Raw genomic sequence first — 22139 nt, forward strand, 5'->3', positions numbered from 1 at the left:
TCATTTTTCCGGCCATGGCAAATGACCTCCTCTACGACCTATCCCCGGCGCCCCTGGCAACAAGCATGAAGCATGGCTAGATATACAGCTTTTTGCTTTTCCGCTATCCTGTGCTTCTTTGCAAGTCGGCAATGACACTTTTCAGCATTTGATATGGCTGCCAGTACGATTTTTCAGGGAACCGACGTTACATGACCCAGTTTGATGCCTCTCAGTACGGCGCGAGTTCCATCGAAGTCCTGTCGGGCCTCGAGCCGGTACGTAAGCGTCCCGGTATGTATACCGACACCACACGCCCCAACCACCTTGCTCAGGAAGTGATTGATAACAGCGTCGATGAAGCGCTGGCGGGCCATGCCACCGAAATTAACGTCGTGCTACATAGCGATGGCGGTATTGAGGTGCAGGATAATGGCCGAGGTATGCCCATCGACCTACACCCGGAGCATGGTGTTTCAGGCGTTGAACTGATATTTACCAAATTGCACTCGGGTGGCAAATTCTCCTCCACTAGCTACCGCTTCTCGGGCGGCCTACACGGGGTAGGGGTCTCGGTGGTTAATGCGCTATCGCGCCGGTTAGATGTCGAAGTCACCCGGGATGGGGCACGCCATGCCATGGCCTTCGAGTTCGGTGAGAAAGTCGAAGAGCTGCATGAAATTGGCAAAGCCCCCAAGCGGGCAAGTGGTACTTTGGTGCGTTTCTGGCCGGATGAGAGCTACTTCGATAGCCCCAAGTTAGCGCTAACCCGGTTGAAACACCTGTTGCGTGCCAAAGCGGTGCTGTGTCCCGGCTTAAAAGTCACGCTGGTAGAACCTGACGGCACTTCCACCGAGTGGGAGTTCGCCGATGGTTTGCGTGATTATCTGGTCGAAGCCACTGACGGCTATGAAGTGCTTCCGGCGGAGCCGTTTGTCGGCCACTTCAATGACGACGAGCACGGCGTAGACTGGGCGATTCAGTGGCTACCGGAAGGCGGCGAAGCGCTGCTGGAGAGCTACGTTAATCTGATTCCCACCCCCCAGGGCGGTACCCATGTAAACGGCTTCCGTTCCGGGCTGTTGGATGCGCTGCGGGAATTCTGCGAATACCGTAACCTGCTGCCCCGCGGCATCAAACTCACTGCTGATGACCTCTGGGAGCGCACCTCCTTTGTGCTCTCAGTGAAGATGCTCGATCCACAGTTTGCCGGGCAAACCAAAGAGCGGCTCTCATCGCGCACGATTGCCGGTTTTGTTTCCGGCGTCGTTAAAGACGCTTTCTCGCTATGGCTGAATCACCACGTGGATCAAGCCGAAGCAATTGCCGAGCTGGTCATCAGCGCGGCGCAAAATCGCCAGAAAAAAGCCAAAAAAGTCGCCCGTAAAAAGGTCACTTCCGGCCCGGCACTGCCCGGTAAGCTGGCGGACTGCTCCGGTCAAGATCCCGCCCAGAGCGAGCTGTTTTTGGTAGAAGGGGACTCTGCCGGCGGCAGTGCCAAGCAGGCGCGTAACCGCGAGACCCAGGCGATACTGCCCCTGCGCGGTAAGATTCTGAATACCTGGGAAGTGGAAACCCACGATATCTACGGCTCCCAGGAGGTGCACGATATCGCCGTCGCCATTGGCGCTGACCCCGGCAGCGCTGATCTGGAAAAACTGCGCTATCACAAGATCTGTATTCTCGCCGATGCCGACTCCGATGGCTTGCACATTGCCACGCTACTGTGCGCGCTGTTTGTACGCCATTTTCCGAGCCTGGTAGACGCAGGCCATGTGTATGTCGCCATGCCACCGCTTTACCGTATCGATCTGGGTAAAGAAGTGCACTACGCCCTGGATGAGAGCGAAAAAGCCGCCATTCTTAAGCAACTGGCCAATAAGCGTGGCACACCTAATGTGCAGCGCTTTAAAGGCCTGGGTGAGATGAGTCCGCTACAGCTACGTGAAACCACCATGTCGACGGAAACCCGTCGCCTTGTGCAACTGACGTTGACCGTCGGCGACGGCACCATGGAAATGATGGATATGCTGCTGGCCAAGAAGCGTGCCGGTGATCGCAAAAAATGGCTGGAAGATTACGGCAATCTTGCCGATATCGAAGTGTAGGTAAAAGCAGACAAGCGTTAACAAGCCGTTGTTACAGTAACGCGTACTTTAGCCGATAGTTGAATGTAGAGCTTACATACTAAAAAGACGTAATAAACGTACATTCATATATAAGGGGAAGGCTTTTGTTTAACACGATATCCCGACAGTTAACGCTGTCTGCATTCGTACTTATGCTTCTGATGGCGGCCAGTATTTACGGCGTAATGGCGTGGCGAGGTCAGCCGCTGGTTATCGATGCGAGCCAGTCATTGATAGAGCGTACGGGGGGCTCGATTGTAAATGCGCTCAATGGTCAATTAGCCCGGGTCGAAGGCAATACATCAAGTTTGGCGGCTTTGGCCGAATCGCTACCGCGTGAAGAAGCCATTTACCTTGAAGCCTTGCCTAATGTCGTTGATGACAACGGCAATGCAACGGTGGCGGGCGGCGGTATTTGGCCGGAGCCCGGCGCATTTTCCTCGGGGGTCGAGCGTTTTAGCTTTTTCTGGGCACGCAATGCCCAGGGCGAGCTGGAATTTTTGGATGATTATAACGCAAGCGATATTGCCGCCTATCATGATGAGGCATGGTACAGCAGTGCCCTTGATGCAACCCCTGGGCAGTGTGTTTGGTCTGCTGCTTATCGCGATCCGGCGACCGGCGTCGCGATGGTGACCTGTAGCGTGCCTTATTACCTCGATAATGACTTTGCTGGTGTGGCCACCATTGATATGCAGTTAAACGGTGTTGCTGAGTTTCTCGCCGAAAATGGTGGCGGCACAGGTGGCTATGCTTTTGTGTTGGATAAAGATCACAACGTAATTGACTTGCCGGGCGTTGAGCAGGCGTCGGATGAAATGCGTGGCCTGGGCGATTTAGTGGGTGATATGCCTTGGCTTCAGCCCATTGTAGAGGCCGTTGAGGCTGGCCGTGATGAGGCCAATGTAGAAAGTGCGGGCGTATTGGACGAGCCTGCGGCAGTGCGTTTGTTTGATATGCCAGACACTGGCTGGACACTCGGCTTGGTAACGCCTAGCGAACAGGTAACGGCTTTGGCGCGCACCTTAACGCGTGATTTATTGATGTTTATTTTACCGCTGTTGGCGCTGCTGCTCGCGCTAGGCTGGTGGGGTGGGCGTATCTTGTTACGTCAGATTCGCAGTACTACTGGGCAGATTGATCAACTGGGCCAGGGCGGTTCCAGTCGTGAACTGACCATTTATCGCGATGATGAAATCGGCGAGCTACGCGGTGCCGTTAATCGCTACGCGGAGAAGTTGCAGCGTCTGTTTGGTGACGTGCGTGGCGTAGCGGATGCCATTGCCAGTGAATCGACGGAAATTGCCGCGGGCAATACCGAGCTTTCTAGCCGCACTGAGCAGCAAGCGGCTTCTCTGCAAGAGACTTCTTCTACGATGGAAGAGATGGCCGCTACGGTGAAGCGCAATGCTGACAACGCTCAAGAGGCGGATCAGCGAGCGAAAGAGTCAGCAGAAAAAGTGAAACAGGGTGGAGAGCAGGTATCACGGCTGGCGCAATCCATGGAGGCCATCAATGCGAGCTCTACTGAGGTCTCTTCGATAGTCGATGTGATTGAAAATATTGCCTTCCAAACCAATATTTTAGCGTTAAATGCCTCTGTGGAAGCGGCGCGAGCCGGTGAACATGGGCGTGGCTTTGCGGTAGTGGCCAGCGAAGTACGTGAGCTGGCGTCGCGTAGCGCTGCTTCTGCCAGAAACATTAATGGGCTGATTAAAACCACCTCAGAGCAGATTGCGACCGGTAGTGGCTATGCTCAAGCAGCTGAATCCGCCATGAAAGACATCGTGGTGGCGATTGAAGAGGTTACTGCACGTATTAGTGAGATCAGCCAGGCGTCTGGCGAGCAGACCAACGGTATTGATGAAATCAACCGGGCGGTCACGCAAATGGATACGGTGACGCAGCAAAATGCCGGGTTGGTTAGCGAAGCGGCGAGTGCTGCCAATGAGCTGTCGTTACAGGCCCAGCGCTTGAAAGGGCTGTTAGACGAGTTTCACGGTAGTTCTCAAGAAGCGTCATCTACGGCAGCGCTATCTAATGCATCAAACGAAAGGTATCAATTAACATAGCGAGCCATGTTAAGTGGCCGCGTGTCCGCTTATCAGCCGCCCCAACAGGGGCGGTTTTGTTGTCAAGGTAGGATATGATCGACATGGATATTCAAGTAGCGGAAGGAGACGTCGAGCGTCTCTCCCTGCGCGACTACACTGAAAAAGCGTACCTCGACTACTCGATGTACGTCATTCTTGACCGCGCCTTGCCCAATATTGGCGACGGCATGAAACCCGTGCAGCGGCGAATCATTTACGCCATGCGCGAGCTGGCGCTGCATGCCAACGCCAAGTACAAAAAGTCGGCGCGTACCGTCGGTGATGTGCTGGGTAAATTCCACCCCCATGGCGACAGCGCCTGCTACGAAGCCATGGTGCTGATGGCGCAGCCGTTTAGCTACCGCTACCCGCTGGTAGACGGCCAAGGCAACTGGGGGAGTCCTGACGATCCCAAATCCTTCGCCGCCATGCGCTACACCGAAGCCAAGCTTTCCAAGTTCGCCGAAGTGCTGCTGGGTGAACTGGGTCAAGGCACCGTCGATTGGGCGCCCAACTTTGACGGCACCATGCAGGAGCCGCTGGTACTGCCGGCCAAGTTACCCCATGTGCTGCTCAATGGCGGCACAGGGATTGCGGTTGGCATGGCCACCGATATTCCTCCCCATAATGTCTCGGAAGTGGTCGAAGCGACTTGTCATCTGTTGCGCAATCCCAAGGCGACCACCGCTGATTTAATGGAATTCGTACCCGCACCTGATTTCCCCACCGATGCGGAAATTATTACTCCGCCTGCTGATCTGCGAAAGCTTTACGAATCCGGGCGTGGCTCGGTCAAGCTGCGTGCCCGCTACATCCGCGAAGAAGCCAATATTGTTATCACCGCCGTGCCCTATCAGGTCAGCGGTGCCAAAGTATTGGAGCAGATTGCCGCGCAAATGCAGGCCAAAAAGCTGCCCATGGTGGCTGACCTGCGCGATGAGTCGACCCACGAAGAGCCGACTCGCTTGGTCATCGAACCGCGCTCTAACCGCATTGACGTAGAGTCGTTGATGGCGCACCTGTTCGCCACGACTGACCTGGAAAAGAATGTACGGGTGAACATGAACGTGATCGGCCTGGATGGCCGCCCACGGGTGATGCCGCTTCCCGAAATGCTGGGTGAGTGGCTGCAGTTCCGTCGTAGTACGGTGCGCCGTCGTTTAGAGCACCGCCTAGGCAAAGTCGAAGATCGCCTGCATATCTTGGAAGGCTTGCTAATTGCCTACCTTGATCTGGACGAAGTGATCCGCATTATTCGCGAGGAGGACGAGCCTAAAGCCTCGCTGATGGCGACGTTTAGTCTCTCCGAACGCCAAGCCGAAGCCATTTTAGAGTTGCGCCTGCGTCACCTTGCCAAGCTCGAAGAGATGAAAATTCGCGGCGAGCAGGATGAACTGGAAAAAGAGCGCAAATATTTAGAGGGGCTGCTGGGCAGCGAAGCCAAGCTCACCACACTGATCGAAAAAGAGATCCGCGCAGCGGGTAAAGAGCACGGCGACGAGCGACGCTCACCGCTGGTCGAGCGCGAAGAGTCCAAGGCGCTTTCAGAAGTGGAGCTGCTGGGCGCTGACCCGATTACCGTGGTGCTCTCCGATAAAGGATGGATTCGTGCGGCCAAGGGGCACGATATCGACCCCGAGGGGCTCTCCTATAAAGCCGGGGATAGCTTCCAACTGGCGGCGAAAGGTAAAACCAATCAGCCGCTGGTACTGCTGGATGACACCGGTCGCGCCTATACGCTGTCTGCTCACAATCTTCCCAGTGCGCGGGGTCAGGGAGAACCGGTCACCGGTCGCGCTAATGTTGCCGCTGGGGCGAAAATGGCGGGCCTGATGTTCGCACCGCCGGAACGGCGCTTCGTGCTCGCCACTGACGGCGGTTATGGCTTTGTGGCGCGGCTCGATACGCTCACCGGTAAAAACAAAGCCGGTAAAGCGGTGCTTAGCCTGCCCAAAGGTTGCAATGTGATGGCGCCGGTTGAAGTGCCAGAGGGCGACGAGCTGTGGGTTGCCTCGGTTTCAAACGAAGGCCGGCTACTGCTGTTTCCCTTGGATCAACTACCGGAAATGTCCAAAGGCAAAGGCAATAAGATGCTCGATATCCCCGGCCCACGAGCTGCCCGTCGGGAGGAGTTTGTTACCGGCATTGTGGTGCTCGCCGCCAGTGAGGCGCTGATGATTCATGCTGGTAAGCGCAAGCTAACCCTAAAAGCTGACGATTTAGCTTATTATCGCGGCGAGCGTGGCCGCCGCGGCAGCAAGTTGCCCCGTGGCTTCCAGAAAGTCGACCGTTTAGAGGCAGGAGAGTAAATAATGGCAGGAGCTAAGTGATGGCAGGCGGTGACTTAATCCTAACCGTATTAGCGGCACGTTTAACCGCAGATATTCAATCCCAGGTAGACGCCCTGATCGTGCAATTTGGTCTGCAGAAAAGGAGCACCCGTCGACTTGCCGATCTGTCGTTGCAGCAGAACTCGGTACAGCTGAGCAAGTGCCTCGACTGTATCGAGCATCGTCTGGTAGGTGAGGTGGATGTTGAAGCGGTTCGTAATGCCGCACGGGTACTGAGCGAAACTCTTAGTGCGGATATTGTTATCCAAGCAGATACTCGTGATCACGTTCAGCCCCGTTTGGTGTGTTTCGATATGGACTCCACGCTGATCAAAGCTGAAGTGATTGACGAACTGGCCCGCCGCCATGGCGTGGGGGGTGAAGTCGCAGAAGTCACCGAGCGTGCCATGCGCGGCGAGCTGGATTTCAAAGCGAGCTTTCGTGAGCGGATGAGTAAACTGGCCGGTTTGGATGAGTCCGTGCTGGCGGAGATCGCTGAGGAATTGCCGTTAATGGAAGGTGTAGAGCGCTTAATGATTAACCTGAAGCGCTTAGGCTTTCGCACCGCCATCCTCTCCGGCGGCTTCACTTACTTTGCTCGCCACTTACAAGAGAAGCTTGGCTTTGACGAGATCCATGCCAATGAACTGATCATCGAAAATGGCAAGGTAACTGGCGAAGTAAGTGAACCGATCGTCGATGCCGAGCGCAAAGCCGAACTATTAGAGTCCATTGCTCAGAGGGAAGGTTTTACCCTGGGTCAAACGATTGCGGTAGGGGATGGCGCCAATGATCTGAAAATGCTTGCCAAAGCGGGCATGGGGATTGCATTTCGGGCTAAGCCTTTGGTGCGTGCTCAGGCACGCCAGGCGATTTCTACCTCAGGTCTTGATGGCGTGCTCTATCTACTGGGCTATCACCAGCAGGATTTAACTCCGTAATGTAATGCGTCTGGAAGCTAATTGTGGGAGGCAGCTTCAGCGGTGGTTCGACATCTCGGCGAAGGGAGCAGAATGCTCCCCAAGGTTATCAGCCTAAAGGGTCGCGAGCTAAAGCTACCTCCCACTGTGGGACTATTATGCTGGAAGCCAGTTGGTTGTGAGCTAAAGTCCCGCTCACTTAGGCAGGCGTTTTTATTGTTATCGTTTCAGCCATGGCCTTTATCCGGGTGGGGGACCGGTTTATCGCCGACTTCTTCTGGTCGCAGCTCTACCGGTTTACCCTGGGTTTTATCAGCGTGCTTTAAACGCAGGTGCAAGCCGGACTTGGCCAGCAAGTGGGCACTGACCGGAGCGGTAATAAACAGGAAGAGCGTGATTAGCAGTTCTTGAATGTCGGGTTTGCCGTCCACGCTCCAGAAATACATCATCGAAGCGATCAACATACAACCGATACCCAGAGTGGTGGCCTTGGTCGGGCCATGCAGGCGCATATAAAAGTCGCGCAAGTGGGCCATTCCTAGCGAACCAATAAACACAAAAATGCCGCCAGCAACCAGCAGCAGCGAAATAACCGCCTCTATTACTCCTGACATAACGCCCCCTGGCATGATCCTTTCTGGCATTGCAGTTGCCTCTTTTTGGAGGCGGCGATCACGGTACTCATTCGATAATATCTCCGCGCAGAATATATTTGCACACCGCAACGGTACTGATGAAACCTAACATCGCGATCAGCAGCGCCGACTCGAAATAGGTTTTGCTGTTCAGCCATAGCCCCAGTAGCACAATCAGTGCAATCGAGTTGACGTACATAGTGTCCAGGGCGAGTACCCGGTCGGGCAGGCTGGGGCCGATGGTAAGCCGGTAGAGATTCATCAACAGTGCCATCACCACCAGGGCTAAGGTGATATAAAGCGCAATGCTCAGCATTCGTAAATCTCCTTGAGCGGGCGTTCATAGCGCTCACGAATCTGCTTAATCAGCGCCTCTTCATCGTCCACGTTTAATGCGTGAATCAGCAGTGACTTGCCATCCATGCGTAGATTGGCCGATACGGTGCCCGGTGTCAGGCTGATCGTGCTGGCCAGCAGCGTAATGGTGAAGCGCTCTTCGAGCATGAGTGGGTATTCAATAAAGTGAGGCTTAAGCTTGCGCCACGGGTTGGCGATCAAGTAAGCCACTTCAAAGTTGGCGATGATAATGTCGCCCAGTAGCCGGAAAATAAATCGCAAAAGCGCGAAAGGTTTGGCTATAAGTGGGCGCGCATCCCAAAAGCGGTGGGTCAGCAGTGGGATCAAAATGGCTAATGAGCCACCGAGTACGAATTGACCAAAGGCATAACTGCGTACCAGCAGCAGCCAAACGACTAGCAGTAGTAGTGATAAAACAGGCGTGGGTAGCCAGGAGCGCGGAGCAATCATTGGGCATCTCCAGCATCAGGTAGTAGCGTGCGAATTAGCACCTGGGGGTTAGCTAATTGCTCAGCCGTGGCTTGAGTGTAGCTGCTCACTGGCCCGGCCATGGCGACTAACAGAGGGGCTGCACTCAGCAGCCAGATAACCCCAAACCACTGGCAACGGGAAAGTGGCGTACCGCTGATGGTGCCCCGGTGGCTACGCCAAAACAGCGTAGAACCTGCCCGGGAAAGAGCGATCAGCGAGGCTAAGCTGGTTAGCAGCAGCAGCGGCCATAGCCATAGTCGCTGGGTGCCTTCGGCAGCATTGAGCATCAACGCTTTGCCGAAAGCGCCGGAGAACGGCGGGATGCCTGCGACGGCGATAGCGCCGACAAAAAACAACATGGCGAGTGCTGCGCCCTGCACCATAGGGCGGCCCTTGACTATGCGAGTACCCGCTTTGCCACGCTGTAGGCCAATCATTTCCGCTAGCAGGAACAGACCACCGGTGATCAACGTAGTGTGGATCAGATAGTAGATTAGTGCAGAGACCGCCTGTGGCGAGCGCATGCCGATACCCGCCAGCAGCGTGCCCACTGACACCAGCACCAAATAAGCAACCAGCAGTCGTAAGTCCCGTGCGGCCAATACCCCAACGCCTGCGGCAGCCAGGGTAGCGAGCGATAGCCACCACACCCAGGGCTGTTCCAGCGCTTCCAAGTCGCCAGCGCTGTCGCCAAAAATGAGCGAGTAGACGCGCAGAATGGCGTAAATACCCACTTTGGTCATGATGGCAAACAGCGCCGCCACTGGGGCGGGGGCCGAGGCGTAAGCTTTGGGCAGCCAGAAGTAGAGCGGCAAAATGGCGGCTTTTAACCCAAACACCACCAGCAGCATCAGTGCCCCAGCGCTCACTAAGCCGTCACGCTCTGCGGATAGTTCTGCTACCCGAATAGCCATATCGGCCATATTGAGCGTACCCGTAGCGCCATACAGGATCCCCACTGCAATCAGAAACAGTGAGGAGCCTGCCAGATTGAGCACCACATAGTGGACGCTGGCTTGAATTCGCGCTTTACCGCCGCCGTGAAGCAGCAGGGCGTAGGACGCCAGGAGCAGAACTTCAAAAAAGACGAACAGGTTAAACAAATCACCGGTTAAAAAGGCGCCATTGATGCCCAGCAGTTGCCATTGAAAAAGACCATGGAAGTTACTGCCTTTTTCATCGTCACCGGCGCAAGCAAACACTACTGCGCCAACGGCTAATACGGCAGTCAGCAACAGCATTAACGCCGAGAGGCGATCCAGCACTAACACGATGCCGAACGGAGCTTGCCAGTCCCCCAGCGCGTAGTAGGTGATTTCACCACTGGCGGCTTGGCGTAATAGGCCTATCGCGACCAGCAGCAGTAGCACCGTGGCAGCAACACTCACCGTGCGCTTGTAACGCACTAATCCTTGGCGTTGATAGAGCAGCAATATGCCCGCGACTAGCGGTAGAACGACAGGGAAAACAATTAGATGCTGCATCATTCTCGGTCTTCCTTTTTACCGTCGACGTGGTCGTTCCCCACTTCACTCCGCGCCCGCATGGCCAGGATCACCACAAACGCGGTCATCGCAAAGCCGATCACTATAGCCGTGAGCACTAGCGCCTGGGGCAGCGGGTCGGCGAAACCTGCACCCTCGGAGACAATGGCAGCTCCATCAGTGGTTAGCCCCCCCATTGAAAACAGGAACAAATTCACGGCGTAAGAGAGCAGCGTAAGACCCACCACGACCGGAAAAGTACGGCCGCGTAACGTTAGATAGAGGCCAGAAGCAGTCAATACACCGGTGGTCATCGCATAAAGCAGTTCCATTAACGAGGCTCCTTGGCAGAGGTGGCGGCGGCGTTGGCGTCAGCATCCTGTTCGCTTGCTTCGGTCACCGGGCGGTGAGCGGTGGTGACCTTACCAAGGTTGGCAAGAATCATCAGCGTAGCGCCCACCACCGCTAAGTAGACACCCAGATCAAAGAGCAGCGCGGTGGCCAGTTCAAAGGTGCCGACTAGCGGTAGGCTGAAATAGCCAAATGTGGATGTTAAGAACGGATGACCAAATAGCCAGCTACCCAGCCCAGTTAGGGTGGCTATCGCCACGCCAATGACGGCTACTGGTTGGAAAGGGAAGTCCAAACGCTCTTGCGCCCACGCCACGCCCCGGGCCATGTATAGCAGGATCAAGGCTACCGCCGTGATCAGCCCGGCGATAAAACCACCCCCCGGCTGATTGTGGCCACGCAGGAAGATAAACGCTGATACCAACAGCGCCAGCGGCAGCAGCGTCATTGAAATTGATGTGAGTACCGCTGGGTAGCGGTCAGGTGACCATACTCGGCCTTCGCCGTCGCTGTGCGGCATAAACAGGCGTAAGCGGTTCAGCAGCTTAAATATCGCCAGGCCAGCGATGGCCAGTACGGTGATTTCACCTAGGGTATCAAATCCCCGGAAGTCGACCAGAATCACGTTGACCACATTGTAGCCGCCACCGCCGGGCTTGCTGTTCTCCACAAAGAAACTGGAAATCGACAGCGTCTCGCGGGTCATGACCGCATAGTTAAGGCTGGCAATCACCAAGCCAAGGGTGCCGGCTAGCAACATGTCGCGAACGTTGCGTAGTGGGCTGGATTCCCGTGGGGTCTTTTGTGGCAAGAAAAATAGCGCCAGCATCAACAAAATCATGGTCACCACTTCCACCGAAAGCTGTGTCAGCGCTAAATCGGGTGCTGAGAAGCGGGCGAAGGTGAGTGCCACAAAGAGCCCGACGACCGATAGCATCAGCAGAGAAATTAGCCGGTAGCGGTGAGTGGCAGCGGTGGCCACGCCGCCAAACATCAGCATCCCCGCCCCGAGTATGAGGATACCGTCCAGCTCTTGATTGCCGGCAGCACCCGTTAAGTCGGTGATCTGAACCAGGCCGATCCCACCCATGACTAATGCGCCCAGCCAGAGCCAGCCCACATAACGCTGTAGCGAATTGCCTTCCAGCGCGGCAATAAGCTGCTCGGCGCGATAACCTATGGAGACAAGCATGCGCTCAAACACCCGCCGGGCATCGACCCCGGCAAACTGCTGGGTAAATCGACGCACCTCTCCATAGCGCCAATAGAGGGCAATGCCCACCACGAAGGCGAGCAAACTCATGATGAGCGGTAGATTCACGCCGTGCCAAATAGCCAGGTGGAAATCTAGCGGGCTACCGATCACCGCTTGGCTGGCGAGCTCTAACAATCCCGTTGCCATAAAGGCCGGGAACAGTCCCACTATCACACACAGGGCTACCAATATTTCTACCGGCAAACGCATAAGGTGTGGCGGCTCATGGGGCGATTTCGGTGGTGCTTCCCGAGCCGGTTTGAAGAAAACGGCGTGTACTAAACGCAGTGAATAGGCCACGGAAAGAATACCGCCAAGCGCCGCTAATGCGGGTAACAACCAGCTAAGTCCGCCTAAAACGGGCGTCGCTAGCGTTTCTGTGAAGAACATCTCTTTGGATAAGAAACCATTAAATAGCGGTACGCCCGCCATTGCGGCAGCCGCTAGCGTAGTCAAGAGTGCCGTCACTGGCATGGCTTTTTTCAGCCCGCCCAACTGTTTCAGCTCCCGGGTACCGGTCTCGTGATCGATAATGCCGGCACTCATAAACAGTGCAGCTTTAAAGGTGGCGTGATTCAGAATGTGAAACAGGGCAGCTAAAATCGCCATGGGGCTACCGATACCCAGCAGCACGGTAATCAAGCCTAAATGGCTAACGGTGGAGAACGCCAGAATACCCTTTAGGTCGGTCTTCATCAGTGCAAACCAAGCGCCATATAGCATGGTGATGATACCGACCAGGGAGACCACCACGCTCCATAGCTCGCTACCCGCGATGGCTGGGTGCAGTCGTGCCATCAGGAAAATGCCCGCTTTAACCATGGTGGCCGAATGCAGATAGGCTGATACCGGTGTGGGCGCTGCCATGGCGTGGGGTAACCAAAAATGGAACGGGAACTGCGCCGATTTGGTAAAGGCCCCCAGCAGTACCAAACCCAGCATAAGCGGGTAGCGGGAATCCGCCAGAATCACTTCGCCGCTAGTCAGTACATCGCCCATATTGAAGCTGCCCGCCATATCGCCCAACAGCAGCAAGCCTGCCAATAGGGCAAGGCCGCCCGCGCCGGTAACAGTGAGCGCCATGCGTGCGCCTTTACGGGCGTCCGATTGGTGCGACCAGTAACCGATCAGCAAAAACGAAGAGAGGCTGGTTAACTCCCAGAATAGCCATAGCAGAATCAGGTTGTCCGACATTGAAATACCCACCATTGACGCCATAAAAAGCATCAGGAAGGCGTAGAATCGGCCATAGGGTTCGTCTTTGGCTAAATAGTAGTGAGCATAAAGAATAATCAGCAGACCGATGCCGAGTATCAATAGGTTGAACAGCAGCGATAGCCCATCCAGGCGGAACGCCAGGTTCAGTGCCAGTTCCGACATCCAGGTGGCCGAAAAACGTAGCTGCTCGCCATCTAAAAGAGCTGGCACATTGAGTAGCGTCATTACTAGGGCGGTAGTGGGCAGCACCGCCGTTGCAAGGGAACAGAAACCGCGCCCGCGCCGTGCGGTGAGTGCCGGCACCAGTACGCCTAGCAGAGGCAATAAGGCTATCCAAAGCAGTGTCATGGGGATCATCCAGCGGCTAAAGTAAAAAAAGTCAAAAGAGTACCAACAGGGCGTCTAAAGAGGCGTTCTGGTGGCGTAGGATACATCAAGTGAAACAACAGGATATCACTTGTGTAGCAGGCGTGTAATTTTAGTATAAAGTGTGCGGATTAACCGTTGAGAGATTTTTTGTTACATGAGTGAGTCCTTTACTACCTGGCAGGCCCGTTTTGAAAAGCTGCGGTCAAACAAGTTTTTTGAAGCGATGGTGATCGCCATTATCGTCATTTCCGCCCTGGTGATCGGAGCAAAAACCTACGACGAAACCACTCAGGTTGAGCAGTGGCTGCTCTATCTCGATATCGCAGTAACGATATTTTTCCTGATTGAGATTTTAATCAGAATGGCCGCGGAGCGCAGCCTGCTCGACTTCTTCAAAAAGGGCTGGAACGTTTTTGACTTCCTGATTGTGACTGCCAGTCTCATCCCCATGGATGACTCGGAAATGGTGCTACTGGCCAGGCTGCTGCGCATTTTCCGGGTACTGCGCCTGGTGTCGATGATTCCTGAACTTCAGATGCTACTTAGCGCCCTGGTGAAGTCGGTGCCACGGATGGGCTATGTGGTACTGCTGATGTTTATCATCTTCTATATATACGCTGCCATTGGGAGTTTTCTGTTTCACAATGTAGACGAGGGGCTGTGGGGCAATATTTCCCTGGCCATGCTAACGCTATTTCAGGTGGCGACCTTTGAGAGCTGGGCCACCGCTGTGCTGTACCCGGCCATGGACGTCTACCCTTACGCTTGGATCTATTTTCTCACCTTTATCTTTTTGAACGCCTTTATCTTTCTCAATATGATGATTGGTATTGTGCTGGACGTGATGCAGAAAGAGAGCGCGCAAATGGCGCTGGACAACGGCGAAGGCGAAGAAGCCGAGCTGCAGTCGCTGCGCAATGATGTTCGCGGGCTGAAAGCGCAGCTTGACCGTATGGAGTCAGCGCTCTCTCAAGCATACTCGACAGACCCAACACAACAGAATGAAGCGGGCGGTAAGCACAGCGACAAGCCCCCAACTGACTGATTTTAGGAGAGCCGCCATGATGTTGACTGATCCTGCCAAAAAGTACCGCCCCTTTGTGGCCGTTGATCTGCCCGACCGCCAGTGGCCGAGCAAGCGTATCGAGACGGCGCCTATCTGGTGCAGCGTTGACCTGCGCGACGGTAACCAGTCGCTGATCGACCCCATGGATCAGGAGCGCAAACAGCGCTTATTCGACATGCTGCTTAGTGTTGGTTTTAAGCAGGTAGAAGTGGGCTTTCCGTCAGCCTCCCAAACTGACTTCGATTTTGTGCGCTCGCTGATTGAGCAGGATAAAATTCCTGAGGATGTGATCATTCAAGTGCTTACCCAGGCACGGCCACACTTGATTGAACGCACTTTCGAAGCGCTGCAGGGTGCCAAAAACGCCATCGTCCACGTCTATAACGCCACCGATCCCATGTTTCGCCGGGTGGTGTTCAACGTCGATAAAACTGAGTGCGTACAAATCGCCGTGGAAGCAACCCAGCAGATCCGCGCGCAGATGGACGCCGCACCAGAAACCAACTGGACGTTCCAGTACTCGCCGGAGCTCTTCACTACCACCGAGATGGACTTTGCCGTTGAGATCGTCGAAGCGGTCATGGACGCTTACGGCACCCGCGCCGATAAGCCCATGATCGTGAACCTGCCGGCCACGGTAGAAGTCGCCACGCCCAACAACTACGCCGACCAGATCGAGTGGTTCTGTCGCCACGTCAAAAACCGCGACCACTTGATTGTTAGCGTTCACCCCCACAACGACCGCGGTACCGGTGTAGCAGCGGCAGAGCTGACGCTGATGGCCGGGGCTGATCGCGTTGAGGGCACGCTGTTTGGGAACGGCGAGCGCACCGGCAACGTTGATATCGTCACCCTGGCGATGAATATGTACACCCAGGGCGTTAACCCCCAGCTCGATTTTTCCAATATCACCCCGATCATGCGCGAAGTGGAGTACTGCAACCAACTGCCGGTGCATCCCCGACACCCCTACGTGGGCGATCTGGTGTTTACCGCCTTCTCCGGCTCCCACCAGGATGCGATCAAAAAAGGCATGGCAGATCGTCGCGCCAACCCTGATGCCGTTTGGGATGTGCCTTATTTGCCTATCGACCCGCTGGACGTGGGCCGCAGCTACGAAGCGGTGATTCGGGTTAATAGCCAGTCGGGTAAAGGCGGTGTTTCCTACCTGCTTGAGCAGGAACACGGTATTGAGCTACCGCGTCGGCTTTCCATCGAGTTTAGTCAGGTCGTTCAGGAAGTGGCAGAACGCACCGGGCGTGAGATCACCTCGCAGATGATCTATCAGGCTTTCTCGGATGAGTATTTAGAGCAGCGAGTGCCCTTTGCATTAGTTAACCACCGTTTGTCGTCTGAACCCGACAGCCCCAAAGTCACGCTGGACGCCGTGATTGAGGAGAGCGGCACACGGCAAATGTTAAAGGGCGAGGGTAACGGCCCGTTAGCGGCCTTTGTTAAAGCATTGGCAGCCGCAGGGCACGATGTAGAGATTATCGACTACCACGAGCACTCCCGCGGGCAGGGCGCTGACGCTGAGGCGATCGCTTATGTGGAAGTGCGTATCGACGGCAAAGCGGTATTCGGTGTAGGCAACGATGAAAGCATTACCAGCGCGTCGATGAAGGGGGTGTTGAGCGCGATCAATCGCCACCACTCTACCCAGCCCGCGGCGGCCAACGTGACGGCGGAGACATTGGGGTAATCCTGAGGTTACCCGTTGAGTGAGGTGGATTGCGATGCGGCCCTGGCAGATAATGGTAGTAACCGCGATAGTGATCGCCGGGCTAGCATCAGCATTGGCCTCTCATGAGCCGTTTGAGTCCAAACTGGTACGATTGGAAGCTCAGCGGGCGTTGCCCTCGCTAGAGGCGTCGCTTCAGCAGGAAACACCGGAGCTCAATGCGCTGTTTCTCAGCTATGCTGACGATCAGGCGCTGTGGATGAGTGCCTCTTTGGCGATTTTGCGCCACGGTGATATGGCCCGCGATGTATTAGTGGAGTACGGCTTACTGCCCAATTTTCAGCGAGTACTGGTGCGCTATGGGGCTGACGCAGTACTTCCCATTAGCTACTTTCGCAGCCACGATGTGGCCACGCTAAAGGCGCAGTACTGGGTCGGTGAGCGTTATCAGCAATTCAGCCGCTGGTGGAGTGATGAGGAGGGAGAAGCGGATTCAGCGTTCACCCCTTACCGCCGCGGGCAGATGGGTATTGCGCTGCTGGATGCCAATGGCCACGCGCTGCTTAACCAGTTTGTGGTCAGCGAACAAGGCGACGTGGAGTGGCTACAGGGCGAGCGTCTGGTTGCGGGCCTGGGCGATTTCTTCACCAGCGGTTTACGCGATTTGGAAAGCCAGTGGCGGCGGGGCGACGATGTTGGCGCCGCTGATCTAGGCTGGGCCGGTGTCGATCTACTCGTGATGGCCAGCACCGTGAAGGTGCTGCGGGCAGGCAAAACCGCTCGTGCTGCCCGGGTGGGCAGTGTGGAAGCCCAGGGCGCTCGGACGAGCCTGCGCCAAGGGATTTTCGCCACCAGCGGACGTTTTACGCGCTTGCCTCGTATGGCCAAGGTGGCCGCAGTAGCGGGCACTGCCTATGTGGTGGTGCGCCACCCAAGCTTAGTGAGCGCACTCGGCGCCAACCTCTCTACTTGGCTTGGCTGGCCGGTCTGGTTCGGTCAGTTTCTTATCTGGTTCATCGTGCTACTGCCAGTACTCTTCATCGCGCGCTTTATTTACCGCTGGTTGCTCACGCCGATACTGTGGTTGCTGGTACCACTGATGCGAGTATGTTTTAGGGCGGCAAATAATCAGTTAGCCAGGCGTACCAAGCCTCAGACTCGTGACCTTGGCTGAAGCAGTGAGAGACAGTAGCTGTTAACGTAAACGAGACGGCCTCAGAGGCCGCCCCGTTTATCATTTTACCTACGCTGAGGGTTACTCTGGCAGCGCGTAGACTACGATCTGATCACCCACCTGGTCTTTCAGAATGGTATTGCCACCGGAAACAAAGGCGACATATTGGCGACCGTTGTACTCGTAAACCGCAGGGTTCGAGACCGAGGGGGCTTCGGTCTGATCCGACCAGAGCTCCTCGCCGGTTTCTAGGGAGTAGGCACGCACCTTGGCATCCATGGAGGCGCCAATAAAGATAATATCGCCTGCGGTGACGGCCGGGCCACCGATGGTAGGCGAGCCCCAGCTCTCAGGCATAAAAAAACCATACTGTTGCGATGCACCCACCGGACGACGCCATTTGATATCACCGCTGGTCATATCCAGGGCGACAAGCTCGCCAAAGGGTGGCTCCCAGCAGGGCATGCCTAGCCGGTTAAGCGCTACCTCAAGACGCATCCCGTAGGGGGCGCCTTCTTGGGGGGCGAAGCCGCTTTCGTTGCCGGAGCCGCTATCGGCCTTTTCATACTCTTCACGACTGTAGAGCTTTACATACTGCACAATGTGCGAGGTATTGACGATTGCTGTCTGGCTCTCCGGATCAAAGGCCACGCCACCCCACTGTACGCCGCCTGCGCTGATCGGATAGCCGAGCGTGCCTTCGCCTTGGGTAGTGGGCGGGGTGTACATGCCTTCATAATGAAGATCGCCCCACAACGCGGAACACTCTCCGAAGCTAACCGCGTCAGCCAGCGCCCAGACGTTGGGCTTTTCAGACTGATCTAACAGCGGTTCCGGTTTAGTCGGGAAAGGTTGGGTCGGCGCGTAAACTTCGCCCTCAACGCTGCCATCACCGCCGGGTACCGGGCGCTCCTCAATCGGCCAAACGTCTTCGCCTGTTTCGCGATTAACCACGAATAGAAAGCCCATCTTGGTTGCTTGGATGAGTGCCGGTATGTCTTCACCATTTACTGTGATGTCCATCAGCGTTGGCGCGGCATTGATATCGTAATCCCATATATCGTGATGTACCCACTGCCGCGACCAAACCACTTCGCCGGTCTCGATATCCAGGGCGGTGGTGGATGTGCCCAGGGGCACTTCTTCGGCGCGATTGCCGCCCCAGTAGTTCGGCGAGGGTGAGGAAACCGGCAGATAGACTAAACCACGCTCCTCGTCGGCGGACATATGTGTCCAGACATTGGCGGTGCCGCTTTGATCGCGCATCTCATCTGAAAGTGCCTGGAACGTCCATTCACGTTCTCCTGTGCGGGCATTAATTGAGTAAATAGTGCCTGGTGGCGCCTGTTCGTAGGCCCAGTCCATCCCCGCCCAGCCGAGTACCAAGTGGTCTCCCACCACGGTAGGGGGTTGTAGTAGCGAAAGCGGCCAGCGGTCGTTGGTGTCGTTCCACTGGTTGACGTCGAGCACACCGTTATCAGCAAAGTCAGCGCACTGTTCGCCACTATCGGCGTCGACCGCGAATAGCTGTGCATCCATGGTGCCCATATAGATAATTTTCTGGCAGGGCTCGCCTGCTACCGGATTGTCGGCTTCCCAATAGGCCACACCACGGTTTTTCAAAGCGGGTTGAGTTAGCGCTTCCAGAGAGGATTGAGTATCGAAACTCCATTTCTCTTCGCCACTACCGGGGTCTAACGCGAGTATGCGGTAGAAGGGGGTACCAATATAAAGGGTATCGTTAGCAAACACCGGGGTCGCTGACCAAACGGTGGCTGGCAACTCACCTGAGCCATCTGCGACATCGCCGGTATGCACTTCCCATACCTTCTCCAGCTCGCCGACGTTATCAGTATTGATTTGATCAAGCGGGCTATATTTTTGGGCATTAAGCTGGCCATGGAAGCTGTCCCAGGTCGGCTCGCCAGGCACCAACGGGATGGGAGCGCGACTGGGCGCTTCTTCTTGCTCGGGATTCTCCTGCTCACTGGGTTGATCCTGAGCCAGTAACGGCAAGGGCGTAAAACACATCGCCAGGGCGGTGACTGCGCCTAAGCCTGGGGTTACCGATTTAAACGGGGTGGATAATAATGTCGGCATGGGCGGCTCCTCAGGTGTGGGTGAGACGGGCATGATGGGTTGCGCGAACCATATCAACAATCAAGCCGATCAGACCGACTACCATGGCTGCACTGATCCACCACTGATGCAACAGCATTCCGGCGAAAAATGTACCGGCAAGCCCCATCAGGATGAGTATCCGCAGTACGATGGAAGCACCACGCCTTTTGACTTTAAAGAGAAGTAACGCCATCACCGCAAGGGCGAGGCAAGCCACAATGGCGACCAGTGCCCCAAGCGTTCCAGTGACGCCGGTTAGTGGTGTGAAATAGGCATATAAAGCGATAGCAAGCCCGGCAAGCGAGGCTATTAAGAGGACGAAAGCGCCCGGTCTGGACGAGAGGGATGGTGACATAACGCTATGGCCTCCTGCTGAGTGAGATGTCCAACGTTGAGGCTAATTCAACGTCAGAAATCGTTAGCACTATAACTTTAGCAGAAAACGATACTTTTACGATCTGGGTGATATGTCTTGATTAACTGTAGCAACACCTAGCGCTGTTTTTTCAATGGAGGGGAGGCATTGTAAAAGCGCCTGGTGTTTGTGGCAGGACAGTTTAAAATATCTAATGACTTTGATCGGATGGACAAAATTGAACAGCTTAAATGCCAATAATCTGTTTCGTTTAAAAGGCCCATCCGCAGCGTTTCACATGCCCATGGGCCTCGTATATCAGCGTTATGATCGACTCGCTAACCACCCCCGCCAGCCGCCAAACTCGGTAATATCCTCTGCTTTACCACCTTCGTTTAGCGCCCCTGCGGTGCAGATAAAACCGCACTTCCAACTGCCATCGACAAGTTCCACCTGGCCTAAACCGAGCGGTGCGGGTATGCCCGCTAAAAAGCTGCCCAGGGTCTCGATAGGCAGACGCCACACTTCCACTTCAATGGCTTGCCCATTCTCGTCGCGTAGCATCGCCGGGCGCTTTGGGCCCCCGCCTGCCAGAGCAAACAGCTTATAGCGCGGGGCGCTGTGGGTAGTGTTCACCAATACGCCGCGGCGTTCTGTCAATTGGTGATTCAGCGGCAGGCCTTTTAGGTGCGCACCGCATACCACTAGTTCTATGCTGCCGTCTTGGGCAGGAGCGGTGAGTTCTGCTAAAGGCGGGTGTTGAATTCCGGTCGCGCCTAACGGCAGCATTAAACGAGTTTCGAGAGCGCGAGCGAGGGAGAGCAGCGTTAGATCAGCAAATACGGGCCCAAAGAGCGTGACGCCAACTGGCAAGTCCCGCTCGCTAAAGCCTATAGGTACGGCCAGGGCGCTGTAATCGAGCAGATTCATAAAGTTGGTCCAGGTGCCCAGGCGAGAATTGACACTGATTGGATCCGCCGCTACCTCGGCCTTGCTCGGATGCGTGACCGTGGTGGGTGAAAGCATCACATCCACCTGACTGATGAGTGCGTCTGCCTGACGCTTATACTCAGCGAGTTTATAGCGTGCATCGAAGGCGTCTACCGCCAGCGGCGTGGCACCATCTTGGGTAATTTCAAACGTGACCGGATGCACCGCATCCGAGTGGCTCTTCATCAAATCGCGAATCACATGGTAGCGCTCGGCCACCCAAGGGCCTTCGTAGAGCAAGCGCGCTGCCGCCAGTAACGGCGAACAGTCCAGCTCGACCTTTTCACCCCCAATGGCTTCAAGCTCGGCAATCGTCTGGTGCATGCCTTGGGTATAGGCCGCATCGGTTTGCCACTGGGATTCCAGCGGCACCCCAAAGCGGAACGCAGTGGGCGCTTTGCCGTAGCGTTTACCGTACACCGCAAAATCATGCTGTCGCGACCAAGCGCACTGATCATCATAGGCAGCGGTAATATCCAACACCTTTGCGGCATCGTCTGCGGTCAGCGCAAACAGGCTAATGGTATCCAGCGTGGCACAGGCGGGAACTACGCCGCGGGTGCTAAGCAGCCCCAGGCTGGGTTTAACCCCGTACAAGTTATGAAAGCAGGCAGGTACACGACCAGAACCGGCGGTATCGGTACCGAGTGCAAAGCTAACCATACCGGCCGCGGTGACCACCGCTGAGCCGCTGCTGGAGCCGCCGGGCACCAGCGTTGGGTCAAAAGCATTAGCAGGTGTGCCGTAAACTTCTAGCGCCCGCTCTCCCACCAGCCCGGTGGCGAACTGATCCAGGTTGGTTTTGCCCATGGGAATCGCGCCCGCATCAATCAACTGCTGCACCACAAAAGCGTTTTCCGTAGGTGCATAGGCATACGCCGGGCTGCCAGCGGTGGTAGCAACCCCCGTCAGGTCGATATTATCCTTCAGAGCAAAGGGAATGCCGTAAAGCGGTAGCGTCTTCGGCGATTCGCCTTCCAGGCGCTTCAAATAGGGCGCCAACTGCTCGCGACTTAAGCGAGTAATCCAGGCAGGCTCTTTACCGTGGGCCTCGGCTTGAGCGAGCAAATCGTCGATTAACGCTGCAGGGGTGAGTTCACCCTGTTGGTAGGCGGTGTGAAGGCTGGCGATATCGAGTGCGATAGGAAGCGTCATAATAGA

16 protein-coding genes are annotated in these 22139 nt (G+C 55.6%); 7 read left to right on the top strand and 9 right to left on the bottom strand.

The features are described 5' to 3' along the window. Positions 1–191: 191 nt before the first annotated feature. The 4 genes from parE to serB all read left to right on the top strand — a co-directional run bounded on the left by parE (position 192) and on the right by serB (position 7472). The gene (parE, locus tag HZU72_RS04110; protein ID WP_180090666.1) at positions 192–2087 is read left to right on the top strand and encodes a DNA topoisomerase IV subunit B; all 1896 of its coding nucleotides are present in this window, start codon (positions 192–194) and stop codon (positions 2085–2087) included. 125 nt (positions 2088–2212) lie between these two features. Further along, complete coding sequence (locus HZU72_RS04115; RefSeq protein WP_235975979.1) at positions 2213–4180, top strand: methyl-accepting chemotaxis protein; 1968 nt, start codon at positions 2213–2215, stop codon at positions 4178–4180. A 74-nt stretch (positions 4181–4254) separates the two neighbouring features. Next, the gene (parC, locus tag HZU72_RS04120) at positions 4255–6510 is read left to right on the top strand and encodes a DNA topoisomerase IV subunit A (RefSeq protein ID WP_208457952.1); all 2256 of its coding nucleotides are present in this window, start codon (positions 4255–4257) and stop codon (positions 6508–6510) included. A 20-nt stretch (positions 6511–6530) separates the two neighbouring features. Next, positions 6531–7472, top strand: a complete 942-nt coding sequence (gene serB / locus HZU72_RS04125) for a phosphoserine phosphatase SerB (protein WP_180090667.1) — start codon at positions 6531–6533, stop codon at positions 7470–7472. Positions 7473–7678: 206 nt separating this feature from the next. Here serB and HZU72_RS04130 read toward each other — a convergent pair whose 3' ends face one another. From HZU72_RS04130 to HZU72_RS04155, 6 genes are all read right to left on the bottom strand, one after another. Next, positions 7679–8065: a Na+/H+ antiporter subunit G gene (locus HZU72_RS04130; protein WP_180090668.1), complete on the bottom strand. Its 387-nt coding sequence runs from the start codon at positions 8063–8065 to the stop codon at positions 7679–7681. Positions 8066–8132: 67 nt separating this feature from the next. Further along, positions 8133–8402 carry a K+/H+ antiporter subunit F gene (locus HZU72_RS04135; RefSeq protein WP_008958594.1) on the bottom strand — a complete coding sequence of 90 codons (270 nt, stop codon included), beginning with the start codon at positions 8400–8402 and terminating at the stop codon, positions 8133–8135. After that, positions 8396–8893: a Na+/H+ antiporter subunit E gene (locus HZU72_RS04140; protein ID WP_180090669.1), complete on the bottom strand. Its 498-nt coding sequence runs from the start codon at positions 8891–8893 to the stop codon at positions 8396–8398. Before HZU72_RS04140 ends, HZU72_RS04135 begins: the two co-directional genes overlap by 7 nt. After that, entirely contained in the window at positions 8890–10401 is a 1512-nt protein-coding gene (locus HZU72_RS04145) for a monovalent cation/H+ antiporter subunit D (protein ID WP_180090670.1), read from the bottom strand. The genes HZU72_RS04140 and HZU72_RS04145 overlap by 4 nt, the downstream gene beginning before the upstream one ends. Continuing rightward, positions 10398–10730: a Na+/H+ antiporter subunit C gene (locus tag HZU72_RS04150; RefSeq protein WP_022523997.1), complete on the bottom strand. Its 333-nt coding sequence runs from the start codon at positions 10728–10730 to the stop codon at positions 10398–10400. Before HZU72_RS04150 ends, HZU72_RS04145 begins: the two co-directional genes overlap by 4 nt. Beyond that, positions 10730–13570 (bottom strand): monovalent cation/H+ antiporter subunit A, encoded by a 2841-nt coding sequence (locus HZU72_RS04155; protein WP_180090671.1) that lies wholly within the window; start codon positions 13568–13570, stop codon positions 10730–10732. Before HZU72_RS04155 ends, HZU72_RS04150 begins: the two co-directional genes overlap by 1 nt. 175 nt (positions 13571–13745) lie before the next feature. Between HZU72_RS04155 and HZU72_RS04160 the strand changes: the two genes are divergently transcribed. The 3 genes from HZU72_RS04160 to HZU72_RS04170 are packed head-to-tail and all read left to right on the top strand — an operon-like array spanning position 13746 to position 17512. Beyond that, entirely contained in the window at positions 13746–14636 is an 891-nt protein-coding gene (locus tag HZU72_RS04160; RefSeq protein WP_180090672.1) for an ion transporter, read from the top strand. A gap of 16 nt (positions 14637–14652) precedes the next feature. After that, positions 14653–16359 (top strand): 2-isopropylmalate synthase, encoded by a 1707-nt coding sequence (leuA, locus tag HZU72_RS04165; RefSeq protein WP_180090673.1) that lies wholly within the window; start codon positions 14653–14655, stop codon positions 16357–16359. A 34-nt stretch (positions 16360–16393) separates the two neighbouring features. Beyond that, positions 16394–17512 carry a hypothetical protein gene (locus HZU72_RS04170; protein ID WP_180090674.1) on the top strand — a complete coding sequence of 373 codons (1119 nt, stop codon included), beginning with the start codon at positions 16394–16396 and terminating at the stop codon, positions 17510–17512. An 81-nt stretch (positions 17513–17593) separates the two neighbouring features. On the opposite strand, the gene HZU72_RS04175 is transcribed toward HZU72_RS04170, so the two are convergent. The 3 genes from HZU72_RS04175 to atzF form a co-directional block, all read right to left on the bottom strand. Further along, a complete protein-coding gene (locus HZU72_RS04175) occupies positions 17594–19612 on the bottom strand; it encodes a pyrroloquinoline quinone-dependent dehydrogenase (protein WP_235975980.1) in 2019 nt (672 codons plus the stop codon). 10 nt (positions 19613–19622) lie between these two features. Next, positions 19623–19988 carry a hypothetical protein gene (locus HZU72_RS04180; protein ID WP_180090676.1) on the bottom strand — a complete coding sequence of 122 codons (366 nt, stop codon included), beginning with the start codon at positions 19986–19988 and terminating at the stop codon, positions 19623–19625. A 324-nt stretch (positions 19989–20312) separates the two neighbouring features. Then, positions 20313–22133 carry an allophanate hydrolase gene (gene atzF / locus HZU72_RS04185; protein WP_180090677.1) on the bottom strand — a complete coding sequence of 607 codons (1821 nt, stop codon included), beginning with the start codon at positions 22131–22133 and terminating at the stop codon, positions 20313–20315. Between the last annotated feature and the right edge of the window lie 6 nt (positions 22134–22139).

Origin of the sequence: Vreelandella sedimenti (assembly GCF_013416325.1) — a bacterium.
Lineage (GTDB): Bacteria > Pseudomonadota > Gammaproteobacteria > Pseudomonadales > Halomonadaceae > Vreelandella > Vreelandella sedimenti.